Raw genomic sequence first — 18,925 nt, forward strand, 5'->3', positions numbered from 1 at the left:
ACGACGATGATTGAATGGATTATCCGGCGCTCTGTCGCCAACCGTTTCCTGGTCATGATGGGGGCCCTGTTTCTCAGCATCTGGGGCACATGGACGATTATTAACACGCCTGTCGATGCCTTGCCTGACCTGTCAGATGTGCAGGTCATTATCAAAACCAGCTATCCCGGCCAGGCCCCGCAGATTGTAGAAAACCAGGTCACCTATCCACTTACCACCACCATGCTGTCCGTGCCTGGCGCAAAAACCGTGCGTGGTTTTTCACAGTTCGGTGATTCGTATGTGTATGTCATTTTTGAAGACGGCACCGATCTGTACTGGGCCCGTTCCCGCGTGCTGGAGTACCTGAACCAGGTACAGGGAAAACTGCCCGCCGGTGTGAGTTCTGAAATCGGTCCGGACGCCACGGGGGTGGGCTGGATATTTGAATATGCCCTTGTCGATCGCAGCGGAAAACACGACCTTTCAGAACTGCGTTCTCTGCAGGACTGGTTCCTGAAATTTGAGCTGAAAACCATCCCGAACGTGGCTGAGGTCGCTTCGGTTGGCGGCGTGGTGAAACAGTACCAGATTCAGGTCAATCCGGTAAAACTGTCTCAGTATGGTATCAGCCTGCCCGAAGTGAAACAGGCCCTTGAATCGTCTAACCAGGAGGCCGGTGGCTCATCCGTTGAAATGGCCGAAGCTGAGTATATGGTCCGTGCCAGCGGTTATCTTCAGAGCATTGATGATTTTAATAACATCGTCCTGAAAACAGGCGAGAACGGCGTGCCGGTTTATCTGCGGGATGTTGCCCGCGTGCAGACCGGGCCTGAAATGCGGCGTGGTATTGCCGAGCTGAACGGCCAGGGCGAAGTCGCTGGCGGCGTGGTGATCCTGCGGTCGGGTAAAAATGCACGCGACGTTATCACGGCAGTGAGGGATAAACTTGAGACGCTGAAGGCCAGCCTGCCGGAAGGCGTTGAAATCGTGACCACCTACGATCGCAGCCAGCTCATCGACCGGGCGATTGATAACCTCAGTTCCAAACTTCTGGAAGAGTTTATCGTGGTGGCCATCGTCTGTGCCCTGTTCCTGTGGCACGTACGTTCTGCCCTGGTGGCGATTATCTCTCTGCCGCTTGGTCTGTGTATCGCCTTTATCGTCATGCACTTCCAGGGACTGAACGCCAATATCATGTCGCTGGGAGGGATAGCGATTGCCGTCGGTGCGATGGTGGATGCCGCCATTGTGATGATTGAGAATGCGCATAAGCGGCTTGAGGAGTGGGATCATCAGCATCCGGGTGAGCAGATTGACAACGCCACCCGCTGGAAGGTGATTACCGATGCCTCCGTTGAAGTGGGACCCGCACTGTTTATCAGCCTGCTGATCATCACCCTGTCCTTTATTCCTATCTTTACCCTGGAAGGTCAGGAAGGACGTCTGTTTGGCCCGCTGGCATTCACGAAAACGTACTCCATGGCGGGCGCGGCCGCGCTGGCCATCATCGTCATTCCGATTCTGATGGGATTCTGGATCCGGGGGAAAATTCCTGCAGAGACCAGTAACCCCCTGAACCGGGTACTGATCAAAGCGTATCATCCATTGCTGTTGCGGGTTCTCCACTGGCCAAAAACAACCCTGCTGGTTGCGGCCTTGTCCATTTTCACCGTTATCTGGCCGCTGAGCCAGGTGGGCGGTGAGTTTCTGCCGAAGATTAACGAGGGCGACCTGTTGTATATGCCGTCGACCCTGCCGGGTGTCTCTCCGGCTGAAGCTGCAGCGCTCCTGCAGACGACGGACAAGTTAATCAAAAGCGTTCCTGAAGTGGCCTCTGTATTTGGCAAGACCGGTAAAGCAGAGACCGCCACGGATTCCGCACCGCTCGAAATGGTTGAAACCACGATCCAGCTCAAACCTGAGGATCAGTGGCGTCCAGGCATGACGATTGACAAGATTATTGAAGAACTCGACAGGACCGTCCGTTTACCGGGGCTGGCAAACCTCTGGGTGCCGCCAATCCGTAACCGTATTGATATGCTCTCAACCGGGATCAAAAGCCCGATAGGTATCAAGGTGTCCGGAACGGTTCTGTCCGATATCGATGCAACGGCGCAGAGTATCGAAGCGGTCGCCAAAACCGTACCCGGCGTAGTGTCTGCTCTCGCAGAGCGACTGGAAGGCGGGCGCTACATTGATGTGGATATCAACCGGGAAAAAGCCTCCCGCTACGGAATGACGGTGGGCGATGTGCAGCTGTTCATCTCATCAGCCATCGGCGGCGCGACGGTAGGGGAAACGGTTGAAGGCGTGGCCCGGTACCCGATTAATATCCGCTATCCGCAGGATTACCGGAACAGCCCGCAGGCCCTGAAACAGATGCCGATCCTGACCCCGATGAAGCAGCAGATCACGCTGGGCGATGTTGCGGATATTAAGGTCGTTTCCGGGCCGACTATGCTGAAAACGGAAAATGCCCGTCCAGCCAGCTGGATTTACATTGACGCGCGCGGCAGGGATATGGTATCGGTGGTTAATGACATTAAAACGGCGATCAGTCAGAAAGTGAAACTGAGACCGGGTACCAGCGTGTCATTCTCCGGACAGTTTGAACTGCTTGAGCATGCCAACAAGAAACTGAAGCTGATGGTGCCGATGACGGTGATGATCATCTTCATCCTGTTGTATCTGGCATTCCGCCGGGTTGATGAAGCCCTGCTGATCCTGATGAGCCTGCCGTTCGCCCTGGTTGGCGGGATATGGTTCCTGTACTGGCAGGGCTTCCATATGTCTGTCGCAACCGGAACGGGGTTTATCGCTCTGGCCGGGGTGGCAGCAGAGTTTGGCGTGGTCATGCTGATGTATCTGCGTCATGCCATTGAAGTGCACCCGGAATTGTCCCGTAAAGAGACGTTCACACCGGAAGGTCTTGATGAAGCCCTCTATCATGGTGCCGTGCTGCGTGTCCGGCCGAAAGCCATGACCGTGGCGGTGATCATTGCGGGTCTGCTGCCAATACTCTGGGGAACCGGTGCAGGTTCAGAAGTCATGAGCCGTATCGCGGCACCCATGATTGGTGGGATGATCACGGCTCCGCTGCTGTCCCTGTTCATAATTCCTGCCGCCTACAAATTAATCTGGCTGCGCAGACATAAAAAAAGCGTGTCATAACCCTGTAAGGGCATCCTCTGTGGGTGCCCTTCTGTACTGATTCATCCTGACGTCAGGGGTTATATCGATAATATACAGAGGTGAGTATGAAAAAAGTGGTCCTGGTGGCCCTGGCTCTCGGCCTTTCACTGCCCGCAATGGCGAGTGAAAAAGTGATTGATATGTACAAATCTGAAAACTGTGGCTGTTGTTCCCTGTGGGGCAAGGCGATGGAAAAAGACGGGTTTGAAGTACGAACTCACGTCATGAATGATCAGGCGCTGTCAGCCCTGAAAGAAAAGCATGCTATTCCTGCAGGACTACGAAGTTGTCATACCGCGGTTGCCGGTAATTTGATCATTGAAGGCCATGTGCCTGCGACAACGATACATAAGGCAATGCAGTCTGGTTCGGGTATATACGGTCTCGCCACCCCCGGTATGCCAGCAGGAAGCCCGGGAATGGAGATGGGAGCCCGAAAAGAGGCTTACGATGTTATCGCATTCTCACCGGATGGAAGTAAAAAAGTCTTCCAGCGAATCGAATAGTCAGCGGAACGGCTGATAACGGGACGCCGGTAGCAGGCACTCCTGTGCCGGCGATATTCGTGGTAATCGCATCCATGACATACCCTGAAGACAGAAGATGCTTCGGTATGCATAAGGAGAGTTACTGTGAAAAATGACAATGCAGTGCAACACAACAACCAGACTGCTTCTGAGCAGACATTATCCCCGGACGAGGGCCACGTATTGCATAAGGTGAGAGATCCCGTGTGCGGGATGGCCATCCTGCCCGACAGGGCGCACAGCAGCATTCGATACCAGGACCATCAACTTTATTTCTGCTCCGCCAGCTGTGAGAGTAAATTTACAGCCCATCCCGATCGTTATCTTACCGAAGATGCCAGTGAACATTCCCATCACCATCACCACGATCATCACGAAGTCAGCCCTGATCAGATAAAACAGCCTCACCACCAGGCGGAAAAAGAGAATTCTGAAGGTGTGTGGACATGTCCGATGCACCCGGAGATACGCCGCAGTGGTCCCGGAAGCTGTCCTGTCTGTGGAATGGCACTGGAGCCGCTCGTAGCTACGGCATCCACGGGGCCGAGTGATGAACTTCACGACATGACAAGACGCTTCTGGCTGGGGTTGTTGCTGGCGTTTCCGGTTCTGGTACTCGAAATGGGATCTCATCTGTTTCCCGACTTGAGGAATACAGTACCGCCACAGTACAACACATGGCTGCAGCTGCTTCTGGCCTCCCCTGTCGTGTTGTGGTGTGGCTGGCCATTCTTCGCCCGGGCCGTAATGTCGTTACGTAACCGCTCCCTGAATATGTTTACCCTTGTTGCAATGGGGACCGGCGTAGCCTGGGTTTACAGCGTCATTGCAACCGTCTTCCCCTCCTGGTTTCCTGCATCGTTCAGAAACATGGATGGCCTGGTGGCCGTTTATTTTGAAGCCGCAGCAGTTATTACGGTGCTTGTTCTGCTGGGACAGGTCCTTGAATTGCGGGCAAGGGAACAAACCTCAGGTGCCATTACTGCGCTTCTTAACCTTGCCCCCAAAACCGCCAGGCGGCTGGATCAAGACGGTCATGAAACGGATATTAATGCGGAAGATGTCCTGCCTGGCGATAAGCTCCGCATCAGACCTGGAGAGAGTATTCCGGTCGACGGTATCGTGGTCGAAGGCAAAACAACCGTTGATGAATCGATGGTGACTGGGGAATCTATGCCTGTTACCAAAACGGAGGGTGACCCTGTCATCGGGGGGACCATTAATCAGACAGGTAGTCTTATCATCCGTGCAGAGAAAGTCGGTGATGAAACGATGCTCTCACGAATTGTTCAGATGGTCGCTGATGCACAGCGTTCGCGGGCCCCCATCCAGAGAATGGCTGACAGCGTTTCAGGCTGGTTTGTTCCTCTGGTGATACTTATCGCGGTTGTTGCTTTCATGATCTGGTCTGTCTGGGGGCCCGAGCCCAGGATGGCGCACGGTCTCATTGCGGCTGTGTCGGTCCTGATTATTGCCTGTCCCTGCGCGCTGGGGCTGGCCACGCCGATGTCGATAATGGTGGGGGTGGGCAAAGGAGCCCAGGCCGGGGTGTTAATCAAGAATGCCGAAGCCCTTGAGCGTCTTGAAAAAGTGGACACGCTGGTTGTCGACAAAACAGGCACGCTCACGGAAGGTTCGCCGACGGTGACAGGGATTATCAGTCTCAATCCGGGTGGGGAAACATCTCTTTTGCGTGTAACGGCCGCAGTGGAAAAAGGCTCGCAGCATCCGCTGGGTATGGCAGTAGTTAAAGCAGCACAGGAAAAGGGGATCGCAATACCCGCAGTCACTCATTTCAATGCGCCGTCGGGTAAAGGTGTCTCAGGCGATGTCGAAGGTCAACGGGTTGTTATTGGTAATGAACTGGCTATGCAGGAAAACAGTATCGTTATTGATAATCAAAAGGCCGTTGCGGATACGTTGCGGATGGAAGGCGCTACCGTTATCTATGTGGCCACAGACGGGCACCTTGCAGGCCTGATAGCTATCTCGGATCCCGTGAAAGCAACCACGCCGGATGCGCTTAAAGCTTTGCGTCAGGCGGGGATCCGCATCGTTATGCTCACCGGGGATAACCAGCTTACCGCTGAAGCAGTCGCACGGAAACTGGGAATAGATGAGGTTGAAGCCGGGATTCTGCCGGATGGCAAAAAAGCAGTGATAACCCGACTGAAAGCGTCTGGCCATGTGGTTGCGATGGCCGGAGACGGTGTGAATGATGCCCCGGCGCTGGCAGCGGCTGACGTGGGTATAGCCATGGGAACGGGTACAGATGTGGCAATTGAAAGTGCCGGAGTCACCCTTCTCAAAGGCGACTTGATGATACTGAACAGGGCCCGTCATCTGTCAGAAATCACCATGAAAAATATCCGACAGAATCTGTTTTTTGCATTTATCTACAACGCACTTGGCGTGCCTGTGGCTGCAGGTCTGCTTTATCCTGTGTATGGAATACTGCTGTCGCCAGTTATTGCGGCGGCGGCCATGGCTCTTTCCTCCGTCAGCGTCATTGTGAATGCGTTGCGTCTGAAAAGTGTCAGGCTCGGGAAATAACCCTGAGTGAAGGGTCAGTTACGAACAGAAGGAGTCCGGTATGAAAAGTACCACCTATGCGCTTATTGCTGTCGCCGCGATTGCGGCATTTGCTCTCCTGCGCGAACACTGGTCACATGTGGCAGGCTACTGGCCATATCTGTTACTGCTGCTTTGTCCGCTCATGCATCTTTTCCACGGTCACGGGGGGCATGGAGATCATCAACATCACGGAAGTGAAAACGATAAAAAAAATTAATCCGGCAGACGGGACCGCGTCGCGGTCCCGTTATCAGTCCAGGTATCGTTCGTAGTCTCTGGCATGCGCAAAGGCATGCTGTTCGAGTTTGTTATCAGCGGGTGCCGCCGTCCGGAACGCCAGTGAGTTAACAGGATTGTTATTGATGACCAGCTCGTAATGCAGATGAGGACCGGATGAACGTCCGCTGTTACCGGATAACGCAATAGCGTCTCCCCGGGTAACCCTGGCCCCTTTAGTAACGAGTATTTTATTGAGGTGGAGATAGCGAGTTTTAACACCGGCTTTTCCCGTTACTTCAACAAAATATCCCATGGTACTGTTGTATTCGGCCCGGGTGATTTTTCCGTCGATGACGCTGACTATTTTCGTGTTCATGGGCATGGAATAATCAATGCCATTATGGGGACTCACTTTTCCCGATACCGGGTTAAGTCTTGCAGGATTGAAAGGCGAACTGAGTCTTGCTGTGGCCGGTAACGGATAATCGAGACTGCCTTTCCCGGAAGTATCGGAAAGGTTATAGAACTTTTTATCTGATATACGATACGCCGTGTAATTAAATGAACCGGACGTAAATTTATAGGCCACGACACGTGATTTTCCCGCTTTCTTTTGCAGTACGAGTTTTAATGATTCATTTTTTTTCAAATGCCGCAGATTAAACCGGGAAGGCAAGGAGCGCTGAAGAGTAGCGATCTCGTTCGATTCCAGCCCCGAGCGGGTGGCTGAAAGGTAGGCATTTTCTTTTACGACATCGGTAGAATACATTTACTGGAATTCGCCGTTAGCATGAACACTGCGGCGTATGCTAGGGGTTTTCAGGAGGCGTGTCATCTGTCAGTTAATCGGGAGCACCGTTGATGGTCGTCATTTTTGTAACATATCTTGTTTCCCGTTTGCTCCTGAAGCTCTGGGAACTGTATGACCAGCCCGACGGTGATGATTAACGGGACTGAAACAGGTTACGGCAGAGCAATATGGGGCTCATGTCCTGCTACGTAACCCGTCAGTAAAGCCCTGCTGCGCACCTGACGCTAAGCACTAACCCGCCTGCAGTTACCTGGTCGAATACAGCCCGCGAAGCTTTCTTGCCTGCGTCTGATGTGCTTCCGCACCGGCATTATTGACCTGCTCATGCACGAGAGCGGCTTTTTCTCCGGCATTCAGTTCGTTAAAAGAAGAAGACGAGGTCTTTGAATTTGCATCACTGCCGGACAGCATTTTTTTATGTTCCTCAATCATTTTCTGATGCGCATAGGACGCGCTGTTGTTCATAAATGAATGAGCAACAATGGCCCTTTCATGTTCATTCATTTCAGAGAATGAGGGCGTGTTGTTTTTATTAACCCTGTCCGGTAAATTTTCATGCGTCGAGGAATTCACATGACTGACGGCTGAGGCATTATTAACAAATCGATGTGCTTCATGGGCAATATCACTGGACTGAGCAAAAGCTGCCCCACAAAATAAAGCTGTAAACGCAGTGGTCGTGATTAATATATTCATGTGTAATTACCTTCTGAGGTACATAAAAGATGTCCTTATGATCATATATAAAAATAATCAACCTGTGGGGAAGATGACGTAAATGTAATACAGCTATGTACATTACACGATTGTAATGAATTTGTTTCTTAAGGTGTGCTAGATTCATTTCATTGTAAGTGGATGAACCAGTAATTTAATTTAAATCGGTTCTCGAATTCTGTCAGTAACCATACTTTAAATAAGGGAATGCGCATGCTGTTGAAAACGTCTCGACGAACTTTCCTGAAGGGGTTAACCCTCTCTGGCGTAGCCGGAAGTCTTGGCGTATGGAGTTTCAATGCGCGTTCCAGTCTGAGCCTGCCAGTTGCCGCATCCCTGCAGGGTACTCAGTTTGACCTGACCATTGGTGAAACGGCCGTCAATATCACGGGCAGTGAGCGTCAGGCCAAAACAATCAATGGAGGCCTGCCGGGGCCCGTTCTTCGCTGGAAAGAAGGTGACACCATTACCCTGAAGGTCAAAAACCGTCTTAATGAACAGACGTCCATTCACTGGCACGGCATTATTCTTCCGGCCAATATGGATGGTGTTCCGGGGCTGAGTTTTATGGGCATAGAGCCTGATGATACCTACGTTTACACCTTTAAGGTTAAGCAGAACGGGACTTACTGGTACCACAGCCATTCCGGTCTGCAGGAACAGGAGGGGGTATACGGTGCCATTATCATCGATGCCAGGGAGCCAGAACCGTTTGCTTACGATCGTGAGCATGTGGTCATGTTGTCTGACTGGACCGATGAAAATCCTCACAGCCTGCTGAAAAAATTAAAAAAACAGTCGGATTACTACAATTTCAATAAACCAACCGTTGGCTCTTTTTTCCGCGACGTGAATACCAGGGGGCTGTCAGCCACCATTGCCGATCGGAAAATGTGGGCTGAAATGAAAATGAATCCGACTGACCTCGCGGATGTCAGTGGCTACACCTACACCTATCTCATGAACGGGCAGGCCCCGCTGAAAAACTGGACCGGACTGTTCCGTCCCGGTGAAAAGATACGCTTACGGTTTATCAACGGCTCGGCAATGACCTATTTCGATATCCGTATCCCCGGGCTGAAAATGACGGTCGTGGCTGCAGATGGCCAGTATGTAAACCCGGTTACCGTTGACGAATTCAGGATTGCCGTTGCCGAAACCTATGATGTCATTGTGGAGCCTCAGGGTGAGGCCTATACCATCTTCGCACAATCCATGGACAGGACCGGTTACGCTCGAGGGACACTGGCCACGAGAGAGGGGTTAAGTGCTGCCGTTCCCCCCCTCGATCCCCGTCCTCTGTTGACCATGGAAGATATGGGTATGGGGGGAATGGGACATGATATGGCAGGAATGGACCACAGCCAGATGGGAGGCATGGATAACAGCGGAGAGATGATGTCTATGGACGGTGCTGACCTTCCGGATAGCGGGACATCCTCCGCGCCCATGGATCACAGCAGCATGGCCGGTATGGATCATTCCCGGATGGCCGGAATGCCGGGTATGCAAAGTCATCCTGCGTCAGAAACGGATAACCCACTGGTTGATATGCAGGCGATGAGCGTCTCTCCGAAATTAAATGATCCGGGTATTGGTCTTCGAAATAACGGAAGAAAGGTTCTCACGTACGCGGATTTGAAAAGCCGCTTTGAGGATCCTGACGGACGTGAACCTGGCCGTACCATAGAACTGCATTTAACCGGCCACATGGAAAAGTTTGCCTGGTCATTTAACGGAATCAAGTTTTCAGATGCCGCACCGGTGCTGCTGAAATACGGTGAGCGGCTCAGGATCACGCTGATCAACGATACCATGATGACTCACCCCATTCACCTGCATGGTATGTGGAGCGATCTGGAAGATGAAAACGGTAATTTCATGGTTCGTAAACACACAATAGATGTTCCCCCTGGTACAAAACGCAGTTACAGAGTGACAGCAGATGCGCTTGGCCGCTGGGCGTATCACTGCCATTTGCTCTATCACATGGAAATGGGAATGTTTCGTGAAGTCCGGGTGGAGGAATGATGCGAATGAAGAGAAATTTGAAGGCCATACCTGTTCTGGTCGCCGGTTTGTTTACCTCACAGCTTTCTATTGCGGCGGGCTCCGTCTCTGCAGATCCCCACGCCGGGCACGACATGTCTGCCATGCAGATGCCAGCAGATGAGAATTTCACTGAGATGACGTCAATGGAGCCCATTGTAACTGAGAGCAGAACTCCAATTCCGCCTGTTACCGATGCCGACCGGAAGGCTGCATTCGGCAATTTACAGGGGCATGCGATTCACGACAGTGCGATTAATTATCTGGTTCTGCTGGATCAACTGGAATGGCAACGGTCGGATAACACCAACAATTTCAGCTGGAGTGTTAACAGCTGGATTGGAGGCGACACAGATCGGATTTGGCTAAAGAGTGAAGGTGAACGAAGCAATGGGGAAACGGAGGCGGCTGAAGCGCAGTTACTCTGGGGACATGCGGTTGGCCCATGGTGGGATTTGGTTGCGGGTGTCAGGCAGGATTTCAGACCTGCTTCTGCCCGGACCTGGGCTGCTGTCGGTTTTCAGGGGCTGGCACTCTATAATTTTGAGTCTGAAATTACGGGTTTTGTCAGTAATGGCGGAAAAGCAGCCCTTCGTCTGGGAGGAGAATACGACGTTTTACTGACTAACCGGCTCATACTCCAGCCATCCTATGAGGTGAATTTCTACAGTCAGGATGATGAATCGCGGGGTCGCGGCAGGGGACTGACTGACACAGAGCTGGGGCTCCGGCTGCGCTATGAAATACGCCGTGAGTTTGCACCCTATATAGGCGTTTCCTGGAATCAACTTTACGGGAAAACGTCCGATATGGCGAAAAGAGAAGGTGAGAAAGACCATCAGGTAGTATTCCTGGCGGGAGCCAGAATCTGGTTTTAACGCACTGATATAAAACACTCAACTAAACAGGTAAATAAAATGTCGATTTTAAATAAAGCCATTCTTACAGGTGGCCTCGTTATGGGCGTTGCTTTCTCTGCTATGGCCCATCCGGAATTAAAAAGCTCTGTGCCACAGGCTGATTCAGCCGTAGCGGCCCCGGAAAAGATTCAGCTTAATTTCTCGGAAAATCTGACCGTGAAATTCTCAGGTGCAAAATTAACGATGACGGGTATGAAAGGCATGTCATCACATTCTCCGATGCCGGTCGCGGCAAAAGTGGCGCCAGGCGCTGACCCTAAATCGATGGTCATTATTCCGCGAGAGCCTTTACCCGCTGGCACTTATCGTGTTGACTGGCGCGCGGTTTCTTCAGATACGCACCCTATTACCGGTAATTACACCTTTACAGTGAAGTAATATTATGAACGACCTGATTATGATTGTTATTCGTTTTCTTCTTTATCTGGATTTGATGGTAATATTTGGATTGCCATTTTTTCAGATATATGGAATAAGTGGTGTCAGACATGAAACCTATAACCTGACTAATTTCAGGTCGTTTATAACCTTTGCTGTTGTTACAGGCATCATTCTTACTGGCATTAATATGCTCCTGGTATCTAATGCCATGAGTGGAGTAACTGACCTCAGAGAATTATCCATCCATGTTATCGAGATGGTGATAGAAGAAACTGATGTGGGTATTAGCTGGATTGTCAGGCTCTGTGCCCTGTTTACCACACTCGGTGCTTTGTTCCTTTACACTAATAAGAGAGTATTGTCCTGCCTGCTGATGACGATGAGTGGGGGCGTGGCGCTGGCTACACTTGCCTGGGGAGGACACGCCGTTATGCATGACGGTCTGCATTACTATCTCCATTTACTGAGCGATCTGACCCATCTCGGCGCTGCAGGTGCCTGGACAGGTGCTCTGGTTGCATTTGCTATCCTGCTGATGCGCAGAAACGAGCATAATGCACAGAGCGTCATTGTGATATCTGACTCCCTGGCAAAATTTGCCACGGCAGGAACGGTGATTGTTGTAGCCCTGATCCTGAGTGCGCTGGTCAACTATCTGTATATTGCTGAGGGTAACTTAACGCCCTTGTTCAACAGTTCCTGGGGGAGGATATTGCTTGCCAAGACGGCTCTGTTTGTTCTGATGCTTCTTCTGGCTGCAGCAAACCGGTTTCACCTGGGTCCCCGGCTTGAAGTTATGGTCAGGGAAGGGAATTATGATCGCAGCGTTGCCCTGATGCGAAACAGCATCCTGACAGAATTCGTTGTTGCGATTATCATTCTGGGCGCCGTAGCGTGGCTCGGAATGCTTGCTCCGTCTCAGGTCAGCTAGGGGACAGCCAAAGCTCATGCGTGAGATTTTTACTTTCATATCAGCGAGTTGACCATGCAGCGTATTTTAATCGTTGAAGATGAACAAAAAACAGGTCGTTACCTGCAGCAGGGACTGGTTGAGGAAGGCTATCAGGCCGATCTCTTTAATAATGGCCGCGATGGTCTCGGGGCCGCGTCGAAGGGACAGTATGATTTGATAATACTGGACGTGATGCTGCCTTTCCTCGACGGGTGGCAAATCATCAGCGCACTGAGGGAGTCCGGGCACGAAGAACCGGTCCTGTTTTTAACCGCAAAGGACAACGTGCGGGACAAAGTGAAAGGACTGGAGCTTGGCGCAGATGACTACCTGATTAAGCCCTTTGATTTTACGGAGCTGGTTGCACGTGTAAGAACCCTACTGCGCCGGGCACGCTCGCAGGCCGCAACAGTCTGCACCATCGCCGATATGACCGTTGATATGGTGCGCCGGACCGTGATCCGTTCGGGGAAGAAGATCCATCTCACCGGTAAAGAATACGTTCTGCTTGAGTTGCTGCTGCAACGCACCGGAGAAGTGTTACCCAGGAGTCTTATCTCGTCCCTGGTCTGGAACATGAATTTTGACAGTGATACGAATGTGATTGATGTCGCCGTGAGACGTCTGAGAAGTAAAATTGATGATGACTTTGAGCCAAAACTGATCCATACCGTTCGCGGTGCCGGATATGTCCTGGAGATCAGAGAAGAGTGAGGTTCAAAATTTCCCTGACCACACGCCTGAGCCTGATTTTTTCTGCGGTGATGCTTACGGTATGGTGGTTATCAAGTTTTATCCTGATTAGCACCCTTAATGGCTATTTCGATAATCAGGACCGCGATTTTCTGACAGGTAAACTTCAGCTCACCGAAGAGTTTCTTAAAACAGAGACGTTCCGGAACAAAACGGATATTAAGTCATTATCAGAAAAAATAAACGATGCGATGGTAGGGCACAATGGTTTATTCATTTCTATAAAAAACATGGAAAATGAAAAAATTGTTGAACTCTATGCCAAAAATTCTGTTGTTCCAGCGGTCCTGCTTAATAAGTCGGGTGATATTCTCGACTATATGATCCAGACGGAAGAAAATAACACCGTGTACCGCAGTATCTCGCGGCGGGTTGCCGTGACGCCGGAACAGGGTAAAAGCAAACATGTCATCATTACGGTTGCCACGGATACTGGGTATCACACCCTGTTGATGGACAAACTCAGTACCTGGCTGTTCTGGTTCAATATCGGTCTGGTCTTTATTTCTGTTTTTCTGGGCTGGCTGACCACACGTATTGGTCTGAAACCGTTACGGGAAATGACCAGTCTGGCTTCCTCCATGACTGTACACAGCCTGGATCAGCGTCTAAATCCCGATCTGGCTCCGCCGGAAATCTCTGAGACCATGCAGGAGTTCAATAATATGTTTGATCGCCTGGAGGGGGCATTCCGGAAACTGTCAGATTTCTCGTCTGACATCGCGCATGAGCTGCGCACACCAGTCAGTAATCTGATGATGCAGACGCAGTTTGCACTGGCTAAGGAAAGGGATGTTTCGCATTACCGCGAAATTTTATTCGCTAACCTGGAAGAACTGAAAAGGTTGTCACGAATGACCAGTGACATGCTTTTTCTGGCACGTTCAGAGCATGGTCTGCTGCGGCTGGATAAACATGATGTGGATCTGGCAGCCGAACTGAATGAATTACGTGAGTTGTTCGAGCCCCTGGCAGACGAAACAGGAAAGACAATCACGGTTGAAGGAGAGGGCGTTATTGCCGGAGACAGCGATATGCTGCGACGTGCTTTCAGTAACCTGCTTTCCAATGCAATCAAGTATTCTCCCGATAACACCTGTACAGCGATACGCCTTGAGCGTGACAGTGACTGTGTGAACGTGATGATTACGAATATGATGTCTGGCCCGGTTCCCGCTAATCTTGAACGTTTGTTTGACCGCTTCTATCGCGCAGATTCATCAAGGGTCCACAACACGGAAGGCGCGGGGCTGGGATTATCAATTACAAGGTCGATCATTCATGCTCACGGCGGCGAGCTGTCAGCAGAACAGCAGGGGCGTGAAATTGTGTTCAAAGTGCGCCTGTTAATGGATTAATCCCGTTGTTCAGGAGAAACCTGGAAGGTGACAAAATTGTCATCATTCAGTCACGCGATAAACAGAGGCGGTTTTTTATAATTATTCATAAATCAGGAGCAGCGTGATAACACAATCACCTGGTTCCTGGAGTGATGATTAACCCGCCCTGAGATCAACTGCTTTCTCTGTTATAAGCCATTGATTGTTTGGGTATGTAAACACCGGAGACCCAACCATGAAAAAGATTCTCGTATCATTTGTTGCCATTATGGCTGTCGCTTCATCCGCCATGGCTGCAGAGACAATGAACATGCATGACCAGGTAAATAATGCACAGGCTCCTGCCCATCAGATGCAGTCATCTGCTGAAAAAAGCGCAGTTCAGGGAGACAGCATGACAATGATGGATATGAGCAGTCACGATCAGGCCGCAATGTCCCATGACATGATGCAAAACGGCAATTCTGCTGCCCATCAGGACATGGCTGAAATGCATAAAAAAATGATGAAATCCAAGCCAGCAGCTTCTAACGAAACAGCAAAATCATTTTCCGAAATGAACGAGCATGAGAAAGCCGCTGTTATGCATGAGAAGGCGAATAATGGTCAATCTTCCGTTATTCATCAGCAGCAGGCTGAAAAGCATCGCAGCCAGATCACCCAGAATTAACCCGCAGCTCCACTTGTCAGACCCTCATTTGACGCCGAAGTCACTGGCTTACGCTCCCGATCGGGAGCGTTTTTTTTAAACCAAATGAAAGATTATGTCTGTGTATGATTAATCGTAGTCTGCGGCCTGTTATGAACTAAATGAACGACGGACTAAATTTAACATAAGATAGATTACACGAACTAAGTAATTGATTTTTATGTATTTAAAGTTTCTTGCCCGATTATATCCAGGGTTCATGCCGTGCCGTATCCTGAGACTGGCTGAGAATACGTATGACCGTAACCACCGAATGCGATGGCACAAAATAGATCATGTGCTGTTCCACCGGCAACGAGCAGATATTGTCTCCCAGCTCAGCGCGATGCGTGCCGATGTCATGCATGGCCAGCACGTTAAAAACCGCTGCTATACGGCTGATATACGCATCCGCCTGAACAATCCCGAACTGTCGGAAGCTGTAGCCCCAGATTGCTTCCAGATCTTCTTCTGCTTTGGGTGTCAGCTCAATCTCTTTCATTTGCCACCCTGGCCCTGACATTATTCAGGAATGCATCCTTGTTCCATGGTTTCGCCTCGCCGCTGCTGATGCCTTCGGCCAGCAGATCGCGCAGTTCCTGAAGGCGGGATTCAGCCTGCTTCTCTCGCAGAAGACGCAGCGCATCTCGCATGACCTCGCTCTGGGTACGGTAATCACCAGCCTTAACCAGGGAATCGATAAATTCGCGCAGCTCATCACCCACGTCCACCGTCATCGTACGGGCCATAACCCCTCCGTTTCATTATGTAAGATTTGTTCTTACATCAGTATATCATTTTAGCATCAGGCTTCCATGCTCAGTGATCGAGACTATGGACTGCATTTATGAGATCAACAGGGATGCGAAATCAAATAGATATCTAATAGAATGCTGAGTTGTAGCCTTAAGCGAGAACTGGAAATGAAATTAACAGAAAATCGGGTAGATACACTCATCGATACCCTGAACGACCTGATCTGCGATGAGCAAAGCATTACTCGCGAACAGCGAGAAAATTTAATTAAAACGGTTGCCACACTGGGTGGGCTTAAGGAGCGACTACGGCTCATTTCTGCGGAGAAAGAAGCCAGACAGATCGCTAAAAACGAGAAGGTAAAGAAACCGCGCGAACCGGACCTGGTGTTTCCCCGTACTGGAAAGCCGTGGCTGCCAGAGGATCTCGATGTTATCCATTCCATTATCGACGATATACCTGATGACAGAATTGATGATCACATCCTGTGGCTTTCAAAACAGCAAGGGCGCACCCCCTATGCTGTCGCACTGAAGATTGTTGGTGTAGGAAGAATGGATGATGAGTGGGCGAAAGCCTGGAAACCCGCGGCAAAATCGCTTCGAGAAGATTATGCAAAGCTTCATCCTGCTCAATCTTCGGATATCAGCCAGGAATAATCGGTTTTAGGTTGAGATGTATATTAAGTTATTTTGCAGCAGCATGTTTTATAATTATAAAAATCTTTCCATGCAAAATATGGTAAAATAATAAGCAATTGCACTCCTTAAACTAAATATATCAATATATTTGCCGATATATGTAGTAAGGAAGGGAGTGTTATGAACGATTTTCATATTTTAAATATCTGTATTCAGAATAAGGATGTGGCAGGTGCAATGCGCGTGCTGCGTGATAAATCAGAATTTGCGGTGCGCAAGATTCTGGAGAAACTAAAGGTCAGGGTCACATCGCAAACTGGCAGGGCATTCTGGCATTATGTTCAGGGCTGGCTGTTAACCGCGTGTCGCCAGGGGAATATACAGCATGAATCATTCAGTACCCAACGTTCTTCCCAGTATCCGGAACGCGTGCCAGCTCAGTCCCGCTGCTCTCGATATGGTCAAGCTCCTCGCACTTCTGGCCATGATTATCGACCACACCAATACGGTGTTTCTGTCGCCAGCCTGGCCGATGATGTATGCGCTTGGCCGGATGGCCTTCCCCCTGTTCACGCTTATATGGGCGATGAACGTACAGCGCACCCCGGAACGACTTCAGAAGAGAGCCAATCGGTTGTGGATCTGGGCAATCATTACGCAGCCGGTGTTCAGCCTGGCCTTCCTGCATCACCAGCCCTGGTGGGCCCTGAACATTCTGTTCGTATTTGCCGGCGTCACGCAGCTGCTTGCCCTGCAGTACCGGCACGGCCGGAAAGGAATGCTTGCGGGATATCTGATCCTGGCCCTAATGATTTGGCCACTGGAGCCGGAAAGCTACGGGCTGGCAGGAATTACGCTGGCCATCAGTATGGCAACCTTATCAGGCAGTGGCATGCCCGGAGGGAAGCGAATGGCGGTCGCTGGCGTCGTGCTGTCACTGATTTGTTTAAACGGGTTGTCGCATATCCCGAACCTGCCCGCAGAAACATTATTACTGGCCACGCTGCCTACTCTGGTATTCCCCCTGGTGGTGGTTTCTTTCTGCAGGGAAATCTGTCCGGAAGGCCGCCAGCGTTTCATGCCGCGTAATTTCTTTTACTATGCTTACGCTGGTCACCTGGGGATTATTGTTCTGATACAGTATACTTTCGCCTGATTAGGGAGGACGTAATGGCTATCAGTGAGAAAGACCTGCTTGAGGCAGGTTTCAGCAAGAGCGAAGTGGATAACTTACAGGGCCGACTTGCAGCAGGCGGAGGCACCATGCAGCATCTCATCGAAGCGCTGTCACGGCGCTTCCGGGTGTCGGCATGGATCACGGTCGCGCTGGTTCTGGTTATGCTGGTCACCCTCATCGCCGGCAGCCGGACACACATTCTTTCCGGGGGCATGAGCTCCCTTGTTGTCCTTATCATTGCCTGGGTGACCTTTCCACCTGCGCTGGGCTGGAAAGCTTTCCGCCTGCAGAAAACTATTTCCCGGAAGGCTCAATAGTCAGCAAATCAAGCGCCACTTTGGCTTTAACCCCCCATCCCGCAATTTTAAGCGCCATCGCGGGACGTGGCGTGCTGGATACTTTCCTGAAAAAATCGGGCCTGGTCCAGTACCACAGCCGTTGTGCTTCGGGTTTCAGCCTCAGGCCATACGCACCGTAGACTTCACTGAAAAGTGTGACCGTCTTATAGGTTCCCAGACCCTGCTGCCGGCTGAATCCCAGAAATTCAGCGATCTCCATCGAGCCGTCAGCGAAAATACCTTCCGTCTGCTTATCTCCGAGGAAGTTGTGCGCGGCTTCCCGTGAAATCGTATTGAATCCATTTACGACAATCACCGCGCCGGCCACCACGCCCACCGGCGTCATCGAAGACATCATGACGATCCCACCAAAAATGGCCGCACCGGCCACCACGACGTCGACCGCAGAAATGATGTAGCCCACAATTTTGTTCTCGTCCCGGACAACCTTCACCTCGGCATAGAGTTTTGCATAGCCGGTTTTGAGCGATCGGGACTGCTCCAGCAGGCTGGCATTTTCAGCCCGTAAGGCCCGCAGACAGGCCATACAGTCATCATCCGTTTTTGCCCGGCGCGCGGCTTCAAACTGGGTCATGATGAATGCTCTGATCTCATCCACAAATTGAATCCGGATAAAACCATCCTGAAGGTGCATGGCCGCCACCGTGTTGGCCGTATTCACCAGCTTCCGGGCCTCCAGGTTGATCATGGTTTCCGCCCAGGCACGGGGATTCTGGCCGGGTAAAAGCAACGTGTCCATTTTATCGCCTCGCTTATCTGTTTCTGAAAGCATATTCCCGAAACGATTTTTGACAACAAAAAATGGGCATGCAGTCCTGCAGAACTCACCGATGCCGCATCGCGGCATGGAGGCGCCAGCTGAGGCCAGACAGGGCGAGAATGTTGAT

19 protein-coding genes are annotated in these 18,925 nt (G+C 50.9%); 14 read left to right on the forward strand and 5 right to left on the reverse strand.

Going from position 1 to position 18,925, the window contains the following annotated elements:
- The first annotated feature begins 6 nt into the window (after positions 1-6).
- The 4 genes from silA to SK51_RS23010 all read left to right on the forward strand — a co-directional run bounded on the left by silA (position 7) and on the right by SK51_RS23010 (position 6,492).
- On the forward strand, positions 7-3,153 hold the full coding sequence (gene silA / locus SK51_RS22995) for a Cu(+)/Ag(+) efflux RND transporter permease subunit SilA (protein ID WP_009654305.1): 3,147 nt from the start codon (positions 7-9) through the stop codon (positions 3,151-3,153).
- Between the two features lie 86 nt (positions 3,154-3,239).
- The gene (locus tag SK51_RS23000; protein WP_009654300.1) at positions 3,240-3,680 is read left to right on the forward strand and encodes a DUF411 domain-containing protein; all 441 of its coding nucleotides are present in this window, start codon (positions 3,240-3,242) and stop codon (positions 3,678-3,680) included.
- Between the two features lie 126 nt (positions 3,681-3,806).
- A complete protein-coding gene (silP, locus tag SK51_RS23005; protein WP_032670859.1) occupies positions 3,807-6,254 on the forward strand; it encodes an Ag(+)-translocating P-type ATPase SilP in 2,448 nt (815 codons plus the stop codon).
- Positions 6,255-6,294: 40 nt separating this feature from the next.
- Positions 6,295-6,492, forward strand: coding sequence for a DUF2933 domain-containing protein (locus SK51_RS23010; RefSeq protein ID WP_004388331.1), 198 nt, complete (start codon positions 6,295-6,297; stop codon positions 6,490-6,492).
- A 33-nt stretch (positions 6,493-6,525) separates the two neighbouring features.
- On the opposite strand, the gene SK51_RS23015 is transcribed toward SK51_RS23010, so the two are convergent.
- Positions 6,526-7,263, reverse strand: a complete 738-nt coding sequence (locus tag SK51_RS23015; protein ID WP_004388332.1) for a peptidoglycan DD-metalloendopeptidase family protein — start codon at positions 7,261-7,263, stop codon at positions 6,526-6,528.
- A gap of 288 nt (positions 7,264-7,551) precedes the next feature.
- Positions 7,552-8,001 carry a copper resistance protein gene (locus SK51_RS23020; RefSeq protein ID WP_001023257.1) on the reverse strand — a complete coding sequence of 150 codons (450 nt, stop codon included), beginning with the start codon at positions 7,999-8,001 and terminating at the stop codon, positions 7,552-7,554.
- A 234-nt stretch (positions 8,002-8,235) separates the two neighbouring features.
- On the opposite strand from SK51_RS23020, the gene pcoA reads away from it, so the two are divergent.
- From pcoA to pcoE, 7 genes are all read left to right on the forward strand, one after another.
- Positions 8,236-10,053 carry a multicopper oxidase PcoA gene (gene pcoA, locus SK51_RS23025; RefSeq protein WP_000925242.1) on the forward strand — a complete coding sequence of 606 codons (1,818 nt, stop codon included), beginning with the start codon at positions 8,236-8,238 and terminating at the stop codon, positions 10,051-10,053.
- Between the two features lie 5 nt (positions 10,054-10,058).
- Complete coding sequence (gene pcoB / locus SK51_RS23030; RefSeq protein WP_001378118.1) at positions 10,059-10,949, forward strand: copper resistance outer membrane transporter PcoB; 891 nt, start codon at positions 10,059-10,061, stop codon at positions 10,947-10,949.
- 39 nt (positions 10,950-10,988) lie between these two features.
- Positions 10,989-11,369, forward strand: coding sequence for a copper resistance system metallochaperone PcoC (pcoC, locus tag SK51_RS23035; RefSeq protein WP_000025662.1), 381 nt, complete (start codon positions 10,989-10,991; stop codon positions 11,367-11,369).
- Between the two features lie 55 nt (positions 11,370-11,424).
- Complete coding sequence (pcoD, locus tag SK51_RS23040) at positions 11,425-12,303, forward strand: copper resistance inner membrane protein PcoD (RefSeq protein WP_229692861.1); 879 nt, start codon at positions 11,425-11,427, stop codon at positions 12,301-12,303.
- 54 nt (positions 12,304-12,357) lie between these two features.
- Complete coding sequence (gene pcoR / locus SK51_RS23045; RefSeq protein ID WP_001188930.1) at positions 12,358-13,038, forward strand: copper response regulator transcription factor PcoR; 681 nt, start codon at positions 12,358-12,360, stop codon at positions 13,036-13,038.
- Positions 13,035-14,435 (forward strand): copper resistance membrane spanning protein PcoS, encoded by a 1,401-nt coding sequence (gene pcoS / locus SK51_RS23050; protein ID WP_047746539.1) that lies wholly within the window; start codon positions 13,035-13,037, stop codon positions 14,433-14,435. The genes pcoR and pcoS overlap by 4 nt, the downstream gene beginning before the upstream one ends.
- Positions 14,436-14,652: 217 nt before the next feature.
- Positions 14,653-15,087 carry a copper resistance system metallochaperone PcoE gene (gene pcoE, locus SK51_RS23055; protein WP_032670856.1) on the forward strand — a complete coding sequence of 145 codons (435 nt, stop codon included), beginning with the start codon at positions 14,653-14,655 and terminating at the stop codon, positions 15,085-15,087.
- Between the two features lie 223 nt (positions 15,088-15,310).
- Here pcoE and SK51_RS23060 read toward each other — a convergent pair whose 3' ends face one another.
- Positions 15,311-15,607, reverse strand: a complete 297-nt coding sequence (locus tag SK51_RS23060) for a type II toxin-antitoxin system RelE/ParE family toxin (protein WP_015572038.1) — start codon at positions 15,605-15,607, stop codon at positions 15,311-15,313.
- On the reverse strand, positions 15,594-15,854 hold the full coding sequence (locus SK51_RS23065; RefSeq protein ID WP_015572037.1) for a type II toxin-antitoxin system ParD family antitoxin: 261 nt from the start codon (positions 15,852-15,854) through the stop codon (positions 15,594-15,596). The genes SK51_RS23060 and SK51_RS23065 overlap by 14 nt, the downstream gene beginning before the upstream one ends.
- A gap of 141 nt (positions 15,855-15,995) precedes the next feature.
- On the opposite strand from SK51_RS23065, the gene SK51_RS23070 reads away from it, so the two are divergent.
- The 3 genes from SK51_RS23070 to SK51_RS23080 all read left to right on the forward strand — a co-directional run bounded on the left by SK51_RS23070 (position 15,996) and on the right by SK51_RS23080 (position 17,996).
- Positions 15,996-16,520: a hypothetical protein gene (locus SK51_RS23070; protein ID WP_015572036.1), complete on the forward strand. Its 525-nt coding sequence runs from the start codon at positions 15,996-15,998 to the stop codon at positions 16,518-16,520.
- A gap of 367 nt (positions 16,521-16,887) precedes the next feature.
- Positions 16,888-17,658, forward strand: a complete 771-nt coding sequence (locus SK51_RS23075; protein WP_032670855.1) for a TraX family protein — start codon at positions 16,888-16,890, stop codon at positions 17,656-17,658.
- 14 nt (positions 17,659-17,672) lie between these two features.
- Positions 17,673-17,996: a hypothetical protein gene (locus SK51_RS23080; protein ID WP_015572034.1), complete on the forward strand. Its 324-nt coding sequence runs from the start codon at positions 17,673-17,675 to the stop codon at positions 17,994-17,996.
- On the opposite strand, the gene SK51_RS23085 is transcribed toward SK51_RS23080, so the two are convergent.
- Complete coding sequence (locus SK51_RS23085) at positions 17,974-18,777, reverse strand: DUF4225 domain-containing protein (protein WP_032670854.1); 804 nt, start codon at positions 18,775-18,777, stop codon at positions 17,974-17,976. The genes SK51_RS23080 and SK51_RS23085 overlap by 23 nt on opposite strands.
- Positions 18,778-18,925 lie beyond the last annotated feature (148 nt).

The organism is Enterobacter sp. MGH85 (assembly GCF_001037655.1).
In the GTDB taxonomy this organism is placed as follows: Bacteria; Pseudomonadota; Gammaproteobacteria; order Enterobacterales; family Enterobacteriaceae; genus Enterobacter; species Enterobacter intestinihominis.